Annotated in this window: 7 protein-coding genes and 2 pseudogenes; 5 read left to right on the forward strand and 4 right to left on the reverse strand. The window is 65.5% G+C overall.

All coding sequences use genetic code 11. The features are described 5' to 3' along the window. Positions 1-50 precede the first annotated feature (50 nt). Positions 51-1,361, forward strand: a complete 1,311-nt coding sequence (locus tag THI_RS09160) for an IS1380-like element ISThsp13 family transposase (protein WP_013105977.1) — start codon at positions 51-53, stop codon at positions 1,359-1,361. A 182-nt stretch (positions 1,362-1,543) separates the two neighbouring features. Here the strand turns inward: THI_RS09160 and THI_RS09165 are convergent. The 3 genes and pseudogenes from THI_RS09165 to THI_RS09175 all read right to left on the reverse strand — a co-directional run. Continuing rightward, positions 1,544-1,990 (reverse strand): annotated as a pseudogene (locus THI_RS09165) (IS5 family transposase); the annotation flags it as partial. Between the two features lie 4 nt (positions 1,991-1,994). Then, positions 1,995-3,215, reverse strand: coding sequence for an ISL3-like element ISThsp14 family transposase (locus THI_RS09170; protein ID WP_013105978.1), 1,221 nt, complete (start codon positions 3,213-3,215; stop codon positions 1,995-1,997). A 45-nt stretch (positions 3,216-3,260) separates the two neighbouring features. Beyond that, a pseudogene (locus THI_RS09175) lies at positions 3,261-3,617 on the reverse strand (transposase); the annotation flags it as partial. Between the two features lie 102 nt (positions 3,618-3,719). On the opposite strand from THI_RS09175, the gene THI_RS09180 reads away from it, so the two are divergent. Next, on the forward strand, positions 3,720-5,075 hold the full coding sequence (locus tag THI_RS09180) for an IS1182-like element ISThsp16 family transposase (RefSeq protein ID WP_013105979.1): 1,356 nt from the start codon (positions 3,720-3,722) through the stop codon (positions 5,073-5,075). 336 nt (positions 5,076-5,411) lie between these two features. On the opposite strand, the gene THI_RS09185 is transcribed toward THI_RS09180, so the two are convergent. Then, positions 5,412-6,503 (reverse strand): IS1182-like element ISThsp18 family transposase, encoded by a 1,092-nt coding sequence (locus tag THI_RS09185; protein ID WP_013105981.1) that lies wholly within the window; start codon positions 6,501-6,503, stop codon positions 5,412-5,414. A gap of 684 nt (positions 6,504-7,187) precedes the next feature. On the opposite strand from THI_RS09185, the gene THI_RS09190 reads away from it, so the two are divergent. From THI_RS09190 to THI_RS09200, 3 genes are read left to right on the forward strand one after another with little or no spacing between them, the layout of a single operon-like run. Further along, positions 7,188-8,495: a TolC family protein gene (locus THI_RS09190; protein WP_013105982.1), complete on the forward strand. Its 1,308-nt coding sequence runs from the start codon at positions 7,188-7,190 to the stop codon at positions 8,493-8,495. Beyond that, complete coding sequence (locus THI_RS09195; protein WP_013105983.1) at positions 8,492-10,111, forward strand: efflux RND transporter periplasmic adaptor subunit; 1,620 nt, start codon at positions 8,492-8,494, stop codon at positions 10,109-10,111. Before THI_RS09190 ends, THI_RS09195 begins: the two co-directional genes overlap by 4 nt. After that, positions 10,108-13,263 (forward strand): efflux RND transporter permease subunit, encoded by a 3,156-nt coding sequence (locus THI_RS09200; protein WP_013105984.1) that lies wholly within the window; start codon positions 10,108-10,110, stop codon positions 13,261-13,263. Before THI_RS09195 ends, THI_RS09200 begins: the two co-directional genes overlap by 4 nt. Positions 13,264-13,265: the final 2 nt, after the last annotated feature.

A 13,265-nucleotide genomic window follows, 5' to 3' on the forward strand; every position in this document is an offset into this window, starting at 1 on the left:
TTCAGAGGTATCGAGACTCGAAACGTGACGAACAAAGGAGGAAGCGGCCGATGCCAAAGTGTACCGAGGGCGTGGTGGATTTCGGGCGTGTCGGGCGCCGCGTGGTGCAGGCTGCGTTTGATGGCGGCGACATCGTCAGCGACGGCGGGGTGATGCTGCTGCGGCAGATCGACGAGCGCATCGGGCTGACGCGCGCGGCAGCGGGAGTGTTCGCTGATGGCCGTCGCGCCGCCAGTGTTCGCCACAGCATGCGCAGCCTGCTGGCGCAGCGCATCTACGGCCTGTGCTGCGGCTGGGAGGACGTGACGGACCACAACACGTTGCGGCACGACCTGGCGCTGCAGACGGCGGTGGGCAGGGCCGAGGAGCTGGCGTCGGCCCCCACGTTCAGCCGCCTGGAGCGCTCGGCCACGCCCGCGCATGCCGCGGCGCTGCACGGGGTGTTGCTGGAGACGTTCATCGCCGGGCGTGGCGAGGCACCGCGCGAGCTGGTGCTCGACATCGACGCCACTCACGTGCCGTTGTACGGACAGCAGGAAGGGGCGCACTTCCACTTCCACTACGACAGCTACTGCTACTTGCCTCTGTACGTGTTCTGCGGCCAGGACATGCTGGCGTGCGTGCTGCGCCCGAGCTGGCGCGACCCGGCCAGCGTGCTCAGTGCGCTCATCAAGCTGCTGGCGCGCCGGCTGCGCCAGGCCTGGCCGGGTGTGCGTCTGATCGTGCGCGCCGACTCGGGGTTCTGCCGCCCGCGCGCGCTCAAGCGCTTCGACGCCTGGGGCATCGATTACATCATCGGGCTGGCGAAGAATCCCACGCTGCAATGGCAGGTCGCCATCGCTGAGCGGGCCCTGGCCGAGCAGTATCAGGACTGCGGCACCAAGCAGAGGCTCATCGGCGAGTTCACGTACGCGGCACGAAGCTGGGAGCGCGAACGGCGCGTGATCGCCCGGCTCGAACATGGCCCCCAGGGACCCAATCCACGCTTCGTGGTCACCAGCCTGGCTGGTGATTGCACCGAGCTCTACGAGCGTCTGTACTGCGCGCGCGGCGAGGCCGAGAACCGCATCAAGGAAGCCCAGCTCGATCTGTTCGGCCGTCGCGCCAGCGCCCATCGCTTCGCGGCCAACCAGCTGCGCCTGCTGCTGGCGGCCTTCGCCTATACGCTCATCATCCAGTTGCGTCGGCGCGCGCTGCAGGGCACCGAACTCGCGCGTGCCTGTGCGGCCACCATCCGCATCAAGCTGCTCAAGATCGGCGCGGCCGTCGTGCGCAACACCCGCCGCGTGCGCCTGCTACTGGCCTCCAGCCATCCCCTCAAGCACGTGTTCCTCAGCGCCGCCCACGCCCTGGCCCCTTGAGCGACAAAGAGTGCTGTCCCCGGCACGTTGACGAACAACGGGGGTAAGGGGGCATTGCGCCCTGCGTTTGCCAATACCCACGCGTCGAGGCTTCAGACCCTCCTCCGCGATGCCAGTCGCGTCGCGCTCGATGCCAAACCCGACATCGATCGCGACTCATGAAATATCCAGGCTAGGCCGTGTTAACACAACCGGAGGCCGTCGGCGATCAGCGCGAAACCGATGAAGCCGAGGAACATGACATCAAGCTTCTCGAACCGCGAGAAGATGCGCCGAAAGCCCTTGAGTCGCCGAAACAATCGCTCGACTTCATTGCGGCGCTTGTCCATCGCTCGGTCGTACTCCCACGGCTCGACTCGAGTCTTCAGGGGCGGGACCGCAGGGATGAAGCCGAGTTCGAGGGCAAGCTGCCGCGTCTCGTTGCCCTCGTAGGCCCGATCCATGAGCAGATGCAGCGGCCTGTTTGGCGCACCCAGGCGACTGAGCAGTGCCCGTCCAGCCGGCGCGTCGTGCGCCTGGCCAGGTGACAAGGAGAACGCTATGGCCGTGCGAACATCCGCGGCAACCCTATGAATCTTGGTGTTCCATCCGCCTCGAGATTTGCCGATGGATTGGGGGCCGTTTTTTTTAGGTTCATCGCGGGATACCGGGGAAGGCGGCGCGGATCTTGAGGAAGAAATATTCCTCGTCGCGGTACCCGTAAGCCCGACGCTTGATGACCTTGATGGTGTTGTTGATGCCCTCGACGATGCTGGTGTTGAGCGGGTGTCGGCAGCGAGCCACGATGCCGTGCCAGTAGGCCTGCAGCCGCTCGGCAAACGCCTTCAAGGCGGCGATGCCGCTCTGCTGGGCTTGCTCGACCCATTGCTCCCAGGCCGATTGGGCCGAAACCGGATCACGATGGAACCAGAGCCGTTTCAGTTCGTCGCGCAGCAGATAAACGCTGAGTAACGGCCGATTGGCCTCCAGTAGTTCGTCGAGATGGACGGTTTGCTCTGGTTTCAGGTTCTGCCGATTGCGCAACAGCAGCCAGCGGCTGGATTTCAGGACTTTTCGAGCCGGCCGGTCATGTCGCAGCTGATTGGCCTGATCCACCCGCACCCGGTCGATCACTTCCCGGCCGTACTTGGCTACGACGTGGAACAGGTCATAGACGATTTCGGCCTGCGGGCAATTCGCCTTGATTTCCAGCTCGTAAGCCGTCGTCATATCGATCGCGACGGCTTCGATACGCTCAGCAACGCCCTTCGGAAGCTGCTCAAAGAAGGCACGGGCGGTTTCCCGCGAACGGCCTTGTCCGATCCACAGCACTTGTCGATTGACCGGCTCGACGACGACTGTCGCGTAGCGGTGGCCTTTGTGGAGCGCGAACTCATCCATCGCCAGATAACGCACCTGCGACCAATCCGGTTCGACAAGACTGGCCGCCAAGCCCATCTTGTCGATCGCTTTGACCGTGTGCCAATCAAGACCGTAGAACCGCGCCACCGCCTGCACGTTGGCCGCTTTCAACAAGACCTCGCAGGCTTTGGCAAAACGCGCCGTGACCCGCTGATAGCGTCCCAACCACTCCAACCGCTCCAGTCGGGGGCCACCGCAGTGGTCGCACCAAACCCGGCGACGCGGTACGTGAAGCTCGACCCGGTACTCGAACAGCGGTAGATCCCGGATGCGTCGAACGGTCGTCTCGTGAACCTGCTGGCAACGCTTGCCGCACTCCTCGCAGATCATCACTTTGCTGACCGGCTTGAGATGCAGCGCCAGCGTCCGACTGCCTTCCGCCGGCCATTCCACTCGCTCAACCCGGTAGCCCGTCCAGCAGCCCAGCGCTTGCAATGCTTTGCGATCCAGCAATTTATCCTCCGATGACCTTTCCTTGCGTCGTCAGATTATCAACTGCCTTGAAAACCCCACGGTTTTCCGCGATGAACCTTTTTTTAGCGCCCCGGTGCCATCCGGATGCACCTTGATGCTGGTGCTGTCCAGTGAAACCGCTTCGATCTTGATGCGCACAACCTGCGATCGCTGCAGCTCCTCGAACACACGGTCCATGACGCCCGACTTGGACCACCGATTCATCCGCGTATAGATCGTGTGCCAGTTGCCGAACCGCCTGGGCAAGCCGCGCCATTTGCAGCCATGCTCGGCCACGTACAGAATCGCATTCAACACATCCAGGTTTGACAAGCTGACATTGCCTCGCTGCGTCGGCAAGCAGTGCTCGATTTGGGCGAACTGCGCAGGCGTGATTTCCATGCACGCATTTTCTCGCAGCTAGGAGACTGTCGGACTTTGCGGTCTTCCGGATGAAGACGCTATCCGAGACAATTGCTGCTGCACAACCGAGAGCCCGAGCCGATGAGCCGCTTCGTCCCTGTTGACCGAGACACCGCCTATCTGTTGCCACCGTCGGTGGACGAATGGCTGCCCACTGATCACTTGGCGCGCTTCGTGGTCGAAGTCATCGAGCAGCTTGATCTGGGCGATCTGGCCCGACAGTACGCAGGCCGGGGCTCGGCGGCGCACCATCCGGCGGTGCTGCTGGGCCTGCTGATTGACGGCTACGCCAACGGCGTGCACTCCAGCCGCAAGATCGAGCGGGCGACCTACGACTCGGTGGCGTTCCGCTTTGTTGCGGCCAATACCCACCCCGATCACGACACGCTGGCGACGTTCCGCCGCCGCTTCTTGAAGGAGGTGGAGGCACTGTTCGTGCAGGTGCTGGTTCTGGCGCGCGAGATGAAGCTGCTCAAGCTCGGACACATCGCGCTGGATGGCACCAAGATCGACGCCAACGCCAGCAAGCACAAGGCCTTGTCGTGGGCTCATGCCAACAAGATCGAGGCGCAGCTGCGCCAGGAAGTACAAACGCTGCTGGCGCTGGCAGAGAACAGCGACCGCGCGACGGTACCCGACGGCATGGATGTGCCGGCGGAGATCGCCCTGCGTGCAGATCGCTTGAGCGCAATCGCGCAGGCCAAGGCCAAGATCGAGCAGCGCGCCAGCGAACGCCATCAGGTCGAGCAGCAGGAGTACGAGGCCAAGACCGCCAAGCGCCAAGCCCAGCGCGAGGCGGGCAAGAAGCCGCGCGGCAAGGACCCTGAGCCGCCAGAGGCCGGCCCCCGGAGCAGCGATCAGGTCAACCTCACGGATGAAGAGTCGCGCATCATGCCCGTGTCGGGTGGGGGCTTCGAGCAAAGCTACAACGCACAAGCCGGCGTGGACATCGCGACGATGATGGTGATCACCCAGCATGTGAGCCAGGCATCCAACGACAAGCGCGAAGTTGTGCCTACGCTGCAGCAGATCCAAGCGTTACCCGCGGTGCTGGGCGAGGTGCACACGCTCATCACGGACAACGGCTTCTTCAGCCAAGCCAACGTGATCGCGTGCAACGACGCGGGTATCGAGCCGCTGCTGGCGCTCAAGCGGGAGTCGCATCACACGCCGGTGATGGGGCGCTTTGCACCCGATGTGCCCGAGCCCCAGACGACGGATCCGCTCGTGCAGATGGCACACCGCCTGGGCACGCAAGCAGGCCGAGCCCTGTACGGCCTGCGCAAGCAGACAGTGGAGCCGGTGTTCGGCATCATCAAGCAAGTGATGGGTTGGCGCCAGATGAGCATGCGCGGGCTGGCCAAGGCACAAGGCGAATGGAGCTTGGTGACCATGGCTTGGAACATCAAGCGCATGCACGTCCTGCGAGCCGCGTGAGGGCAATAGTGCGCCCCGACCACGCCAAAACCGAGTCCCCAGGCCGCCCCATGTGCCCTCACAGTGTCTCGCCAACCATCGAGAGCGTTCGATCAGCGCGCCGCTGTCAAAAAAAACGCGTCGCACTGATCAATCGGATTCGCTCGGGTTCAAGTCCGACAGCCTCCTAGACGCCTAACAGGCCGTTGAAGACCTGATGGACGGACGAACTTCAGCCTCTTGAATCGCATGATGACGCTCACCGAGTGCTCAATTTCCGAGCAGGCCGTCCAGTTCCGACCGGAAACGGGCCTTGCTGGGCGCGCAGGATGGCGATTCCCACGGTTTGCGCCCTCATCACACCACCTGCGGACGCAATGCGGCCAAGGAGCGCAGCCGCGTGAGGTTGTAGGCCGCCATCGTCAGGGTGAACAACTGATCCACCTTGGCCAGGCTCCGCACCATCACCTGGCGGATCGGGCCGATGGTCTTGCCCCAGCCGAAGCATTGCTCGATGCACTTGCGCCGGCGCTGGCTCATCGCGTAGCCCCCGTGCCGAGTCGTGCGGCCATCGATCGCGCTGCCGCCCGTTCGGCGCGTGTTGCGCGCCACATGGGGCGTGACCTTCATCTCCCGGCACGCCTTGACGAAGCCGCGCGTGTCGTAGCCCTTGTCGGCGCCGACCGTCACGCGCACATCAGGGCGCGCGACGTCGCCGAGCAGGGTCGCGGCCACGTCGCGCTCGGCATAGCCATCGGCCGTGCTGGCGCGCACGTTGACCACCAGACCGTGTCGGTTGTCGGTCAGCACATGCCCGAGGTAGCTCAGTTGCGCCGGAGCTGCGCTGCTCTTGCGATACAGCCTGCTCTCGGGGTCGGTCGCCGAGGCGTGCGTGGCGTTGCTGCGCTTGTCGCCATGCCAGTTCTCGGGAGGCCGACCGTCGTCGCTGCCGTCCTTGCGCCTCACGCTCTTGTGGCTGGCCCAGGCCTGGATCAGCGTTCCGTCGACGCTGAAGTGCTCGCCCGACAGCAGGCCCTTCGTGGCCGCCATCTCGACCGTGGCGTTGAACAGTTCGGTGACCGCATCGAACTCGATCAGACGGTCGCGGTTCTTGCTGAACACGGAGTGGTTCCACACCGTGTCCTCGATGGACAGACCCACGAACCATCGGAACAGCAGGTTGTAGGAAATCTGCTCGACGAGCTGGCGCTCGCTGCGGATGCTGTACAGCACCTGCAGCAGCATCGCCCGCATGAGCTTCTCGGGCGCGATGCTCGGCCGGCCGCCCTTCACGTCGGCCTCGTACATCGCCGAGAACTTGGCATCCATCTTGGCCAGCGCCTCATTCAGCCAGGTGCGGATCGGGCGCAGCGGATGGCTGGCCGGCACGAACTCGTCGAGCCTCACCGTGCTGAACAAGGCCTCGTTGTAGCTGTCGGCTCCTCGCATCCTTCGTCCCTCAACCTCTCGCGTCGTCTGCCCGCATCCTCGCCGATCCGGGCCCGACGCGCCAGTTCTTCAACAGCCTGCTAAGTCAATTAGTGTTAACACGCCATAATTGACAAGCCCAGAGCTTTGGCTATGATGCCTGCAAACAAATCGCTGTACATCCCTCACATGCAAACGCGCTCCTTTCGAACTTTCTCCCGCTATTGGGCGTTCGTCTGCGCATTGGTTCTCTTGCCCTGGATGCAAGCCACGGCAGCCCCGATACGGGTCGTGCCAGCCTCGTGCTGCACAGGCATGGCGGCTATGCCGATGGTAGGTGCCGGCCATCAAGCGAATCTCGCTGGTCATGACGATTCGCGAGTCGAGCGTGCGTTTTGCCAAGCTGCCTGCAATGACCTGGGCGCGGCTGCCGTTTCCAGCACGTCCAACGCCGCATCATTTCCTCACGCGGCATTGATCCAACGCTTGGTGCCCATCCACCAAGCTCAGCCTGAGCAGGCTGCCTTGCCCATCGGGCGCATCGATCCGCCGCCTCCCTCCAAGCCGCCTTTCCTCGCGGCTCGCCTCCAAGTTTGACCCCTTCGGCAGCACCCGTCCCGGTGAACCTTCACCGGGCGGTGTTCGTGTTAGCCTTGCGATCAGCGCTGCGGCCTTGCAGCGTTCCATCCGCCGAAGAGGAAAGCGATGTCCCTCATCCTGCAGTGCCGCCGTGCGCAAGCCCGGCGGTTGTCATCCGTCTGGTCTGAACGCCCGGCGGCCATCCCCGTTCTTGTCACGCTTCTACTGCTCGCCGGCCTGGCCGCACCCGCCCAAGCCGCGCCCCTGACCCTCGGTGCCGCCGAGGCCCAACTGGCGCGGAGCAACCCCAGCCTGGCCGCAGCCGCGCAGCGCATCCGCGCCATCCAGCACCAGGCCGCGGCGGCCACGCAGTTGCCCGACCCGCATGTGTCGTTCGACGCGGTCAACCTGCCCACCAACAGCTTCTCGCTGACGCAGCAGAGCATGACCATGCTCAGCGTCGGCGTCAGCCAGAGCTTTCCGCCGATCGGCAAGCTGGCCCTCGAAGGTGACAAGCTGCAGGCGCAAGCCTCGGAGCAGCACTTCAACCGCGAAGCCAAACGCGCGCAACTGGTTCTCGCCTTGCGGCGCGCCTGGCTTGCGGCGGTGTACACGCGCCAGGCCATGGCGGCGGTGCAGCGGCAGCAGTCGCTGGCGCGTGAGAACGTCGACGCGGCCATGGCCAGCTACCGCTCGGGCAACGGACCGCAGAGCGATGTGTTGCGCGCCCGTCTCGCCGAGGACGAACTGCGCAACGACCAAAGCGCGCTCGCCGCGGATGAAGCGGCGTCTCTGGCCGACATTGCCCAGGCACTCGGCAGCGATCAAACGCCGGAGATCGATCCTGACTGGCCGAGCTTGTCGCCAGGCGCGACGACTCCCGAGCAAGCGCCCCCGACCCAGCCGCTGCTGCGCATGGCCCAGGCCAAGGTGCGGATCGCCCAGGCTGGCGTGCAGGTGGCCAAGAAGGATTTCCTGCCGGAGATCACGGTTGGCGCCTCCTACGGCAAGAGCTTTTTTCCGGGCTCCCCCAACTTTTTCTCCGCCGGGGTTTCGATGAACTTGCCGATCTTCTCCAGCCATCGGCTGGATCAGGAACTCGACAGCGCCCGCGCCCAGGTGATGGAAGCCCGCTACGACGAGCAGGACCAGCGGTTGGCCTTGCAGCAGCAGATCCGCACCGCCACGGCGCGCATGCGCAGCCAGCAGGAGAAGTGGCAGCGCATGCGCACGCACATGCTGCCGCTGGCGCATGCGGCGTACGACTCCACCCTCACCACCTACAGCAACGGCCGCGCCAGCATGAGCGACGTGCTGAAGGCGCAGCAAGCCGTTTTTGCCCTTGAACTCCAGACCCTGCAACAGCGCCGGGATCTGCTGGCCACCCAGGCCGAACTCGACTACCTGACAACGCCTTCGGAGCAGCAGCCATGAATTTGCGAACCTTCACTCTCGGCCTCGGCCTGTTGCTGGCCGGCATCGGCGCGGGCCTCTGGAGCAGCCGCTGGCTGCCGCACGGCGCCTCGGACCCCGAGACGCCGAACGCCGCGGCGGCCCCGGCTTCCGCAGCAGCTTCCGCAGCAGCGCCGGCAAGCCGCCGGGTGCTGTATTGGGCCAACCCGATGAACGCCGCCATCCACTCCGACCACCCGATGAAGGACAACATGGGGATGGACTATGTCCCGGTCTACGCCCCGGCTGCGGCGCCGCAGCGCCGGGTGCTGTACTGGGTCAGCCCGATGAATCCGGCGATCCATTCGGACCGTCCGATGAAGGACAACATGGGCATGGATTACGTGCCGGTCTACGCCCCGGCCGAAGCCGGCGCCAACGACAGCGGGCTGCGCATCGACCCGCGCCTGACGCAAAACCTGGGCGTGCGCCTGACGACCGCACAGATGCGTCCCATGGGCCAGGCGATCCAGACCGTGGGCACCGTGGCCGTGGACCAGAACCGCGTCACCACCGTCACCCCGCGCTTCTCCGGCTGGGTCGTGCATCTCAAGGTGCGTGCCGTGGGCGACCCGGTGGCGCGCGGTCAGGTGCTGGCGGAGATTTACTCGCCCGAGCTGTACAGCGCGCAGCAGGAATACAGCATTGCGCGCCAGCAAGCCGGCGCGGCCGACGGTCATGCCGACAGCCAGGGTTTGCTGGCCGCGGCCAAACAGCGCCTGCTGCTGCTGGGCCTGCCCGAGGCTGCGCTCAAGCAGTTGGAGGCCTCGGGCCAGCCGATGCGCAACGTTCCCATCCTGGCGCCCGAGAGCGGGGTGGTGACGGCGCTCAATATTCGCCAAGGCAGCTATGTCTCGTCGCAGAATAGCCTGTTCGAGATCGCCAATCTGGATCGGGTCTGGGTCAATGTGGCGCTGTACGACTACCAGATGCCGTGGGTGCGCCTGGGCGACGGCGTGCAGCTCCAGCTTCCGGCCTACCCCGGCAGGAATTGGGATGGGCGCCTGAACTTTCTCTACCCCACGCTGGACCCGCAAACCCGCACCATCACCGCGCGCCTGAGCTTCGCCAACCCCGGCGGCATTCTGCGCCCGGGCATGTATGCCAACGCCACGGTGCAGGCCCAGGCGCAAACCGCGCTGGCGCTGCCGAGCAGCGCGGTGCTGCGCACGCAGGATGGCGATTACGCCATGCTGGCGCAAGCGGGCGGCCACTTCCTGCCGGTGCAAGTTGCGCTTGGGCCCGAGGCGAACGGCTGGGTGGTCATCGCCCGGGGGCTCAAGGCGGGTGACCAGGTGGTGGAAAGCGCCCAGTTCCTGCTGTACTCCGAGTCGCAGTTCCAGTCGGTCAAGGCGCGCATGCTCGGCGGTCATGCCGGCACGAGCGGCGCGAGTGGCATACCCGCCACGGGAGCGATGCCAGGCATGCCGCCAGCGAGCGCCCCGCAAGCTGGCTCTGCTGGGCCAATGACCCCGCGAACGGTCGCACCAATAGCCCCACCAACGGGCGCACCACCCGCCACGCCGGCAGCCGCGCCGCCGCCCGCCGCCGGGTCGATGGCCGGGATGAACATGGCCCCTGGCCGGAGCGCCCCATGATCCGGCGGCTCATGGAGTGGTGCTTCGAGAACCGCAGCCTGACGGTGATCGGCGCGCTGATGCTGCTGGCCGCAGGCATCCTGGCGGTGCGCAACACGCCGCTGGAGGCCATCCCCGACATCTCCCCCACCCAGGTCATCATCAAGACCTCCTACCCCGGGCAGGCGCCGCAGGTGGTGCAGGATCAGGTGACCTATCCGCTGGAGACCACCCTGCAGTCGGTGCCGGGCGCGCGCGCGGTGCGCGGCTATTCGATGTTCGGCGACTCCTTCGTCTACGTCATCTTCAAGGACGGCACCAACATCTACCAGGCGCGCAACCTGGTGCTGCAGTATCTCAGCCAGGTGCAATCCAAACTGCCGCCCGGGGTGACGCCGGCGCTGGGGCCGGACAGCTCGGGGGTGGACTGGGTTTACATGTACGCCCTGACCGATACCGGCGGCACGCAGGACCTGAGCCAGCTCACCACCTTGCAGAACTGGTTCCTCAAGTACCAGTTGCAGGGCATTCCGGGCGTGGCCGAGGTCGCCACCGTCGGCGGCATGGTGAAGGAATACCAGGTGGTGGTGAACCCGCAGGCCCTGCTGGCCTACAACCTCACCCTGCCCCAAGTGGAGGATGCCATCCGCGCCGCCAACGGCGAGACCAGCGGCTCGGTGGTCGATCTCGGCGAAGCCAGCTATATGGTGCGCACCACCGGCTATATCCGCTCCTTGCGGGATCTGGAGAACGCGCCGCTGGCGGCGCGCGGCGGAGTGCCGCTGACGCTCAAAGACGTCGCCCGCGTGCAGTTCGGGCCGGAGCTGCCCAACAGCGCCGCCGACCTCAACGGCGAGGGCGCGGTGGTCGGCGGCATCGTGATGATGAACCAGGGCTCGAACGCCGATGCCATCATCCGTCGGGTCGAGGACAAGATCCGCGCCATCCAGCCCTCGCTGCCGCCCGGGGTGAAGATCGTCACCACCTACAGCCAGGCGCCGCTGATCCAGCGCGCCATCCACACCCTCACCGAGAAGCTGCTGGAAGAGTCGCTGATCGTCGCCCTGGTGTCGTTCCTGTTCCTGCTGCGCGCGCGCTCGGCGCTGGTGGCCATCGTGTCGCTGCCGCTGGGCATCCTCGCCGCCTTCCTGGTGATGTGGGCGCAGGGCATTCCGGCCAACATCATGTCCCTGGGGGGCATCGCCATCGCCATCGGCGCGATGACCGACGCCGCGATCGTGATGATCGAGAACATGCACAAGCATATGGAGCAGGATCCCGGCGCCGATCCCTGGATGAAGGCGCGGGTGGCGGCATCGGAAGTCGGGCCGGCGCTGTTTTTTTCGCTGCTGATCATCGCGGTGTCGTTCCTGCCGGTGTTCGCGCTCGGCGGCGAGGAGGGCAAGCTGTTTCGGCCCCTGGCCTTCACCAAGACCTATGCCATGGCCGCGGCCGCCATCCTGTCCATCACCCTGGTGCCGCTACTGATGGCGTGGTTCATTCGCGGGCATATCCGCCCGGAGGGGAAGAACCCCTTGAACCAGGTGCTGATCTGGCTCTACCGCCCCTTGATCCACGGCGTGCTGCGGGCTCCCTGGGTGGTCATCGTGCTGGCCTTCGTCGCCGTGGCCAGCCTGTATTTCCCCTGGAAGCATCTCGGCTCGGAGTTCATGCCGCCCTTGAACGAAGGCACCCTGCTCTACATGCCGGTGTCGCAGGATCCGTCGATCTCCATCGGCCAATCCGCCGCGATCCTGCAGCAGAGCGACCGCATCATCAAGACCTTCCCCGAAGTGGAGAGCGTGTTCGGCAAGGCGGGCCGGGCGCAGACAGCGACCGACCCGACGCCGATCTCGATGTTCATGACCGTCGTGAACCTCAAAGACCGCAACACCTGGCCGGCCGGCATGACCACCGCCAAGCTGATCGAGAAGATGAATCAGGCGCTGCAGATTCCGGGGGTGTCGAACACCTGGACCCAGCCGATCAAGGGCCAGGTGGACATGCTGACCACCGGCCTGCAGACGCCGCTCGGGATCAAGGTCACCGGCGGCGATCTCGACACCCTGAACCGGCTGGGGCAGGAGATCCAGGCGGCGCTGCAAAAAGTGCCAGGCACCCAGAACGCCTATGCGGCGCGGGCCACCGGCGGGCGCTACATCGTGGTCGACACCAACCGGCTCGCCGCCGCGCGCTACGGGCTTTCGGTGGCGGACGTGAACCGCCTGGTCGAGACCGCCATCGGCGGACAGATACTGACCACCGCCGTCAACGGCCTGGAGCGCTTCCCCGTCAGCCTGCGCTATCCGCGCGAACTGCGCCAGTCCCTGGCCACGCTGATGGAAAGCCGCATCGCCACGCCCGAGGGCAGCCAGATTCCGCTGGCGCAGGTGGCCACGCTGCGCATCGAGGGCGGCCCGCCCATGCTCACCAGCGACAACAGCCGCCTGAATTCCTGGGTGTACATCGACCTCAAACCCGGCACCAGCATCGGCGGCTACGTCGCCGCGGCGCAAGCGGCCCTGGCACAGAAGGTTCATCTGCAGCCCGGTTTCACGCTCGACTGGGTCGGGCAGTACCAGGCGCTGGAGCAGGCCGTGCAGCGCCTGAAGATCGTCGTGCCGGCGGTGATCGGCCTGATCGCGCTCTTGCTGTATTTCAACTTCAAGAACATCACCGAGGTCGCCATCATCCTGCTGACCCTGCCGCTGTCGCTGGTGGGCGGATTCTGGTACGTCGATTGGCTGGGCTACAAGCTGTCGGTGGCGGTGGGCGTGGGCTTCATCGCCACCGCCGGGGTGGCCTCCGAGTTCGGCGTGGTCATGCTGCTGTATCTCGACGCGGCGCTGGCGCGGCGCAAGGCTCACGACGCGCTCAACACCTGGGACGATCTCAAGCAAACGGTGGTCGAGGGCACCTTGCTGCGGCTGCGGCCCATGGCGATGACCCTGACCATGGTGGTCGGCGGCCTGCTGCCCATCATGTTCAGCGAAGGCGCCGGTGCCGACGTGATGAAGCGCATCGCCGCGCCCATGGTGGGGGGCATGCTGACGGCTGCCTTGCTGGCGCTGCTGGTGATTCCGGCGGTTTACGCCCTGTGGCAGAAGCGGCGCCTGGGGCTGGGCTCAGGCCCGGCACCGCGGGATGTCTTGTCGAATGCAAACAGGAGTTGATC

Source organism: Thiomonas arsenitoxydans (assembly GCF_000253115.1).
Lineage (GTDB): Bacteria > Pseudomonadota > Gammaproteobacteria > Burkholderiales > Burkholderiaceae_C > Thiomonas > Thiomonas arsenitoxydans.

What these genes read in the sequence shown, in the direction of transcription:
- THI_RS09160 (WP_013105977.1), top strand. Translation starts at nt 51, where the DNA reads ATGCCAAAGTGTACCGAGGGCGTGGTGGATTTCGGGCGTGTCGGGCGC.
- THI_RS09180 (WP_013105979.1), top strand. Translation starts at nt 3,720, where the DNA reads ATGAGCCGCTTCGTCCCTGTTGACCGAGACACCGCCTATCTGTTGCCA.
- THI_RS09185 (WP_013105981.1), bottom strand. Translation starts at nt 6,503, where the DNA reads ATGCGAGGAGCCGACAGCTACAACGAGGCCTTGTTCAGCACGGTGAGG.
- THI_RS09190 (WP_013105982.1), top strand. Translation starts at nt 7,188, where the DNA reads ATGTCCCTCATCCTGCAGTGCCGCCGTGCGCAAGCCCGGCGGTTGTCA.
- THI_RS09195 (WP_013105983.1), top strand. Translation starts at nt 8,492, where the DNA reads ATGAATTTGCGAACCTTCACTCTCGGCCTCGGCCTGTTGCTGGCCGGC.
- THI_RS09200 (WP_013105984.1), top strand. Translation starts at nt 10,108, where the DNA reads ATGATCCGGCGGCTCATGGAGTGGTGCTTCGAGAACCGCAGCCTGACG.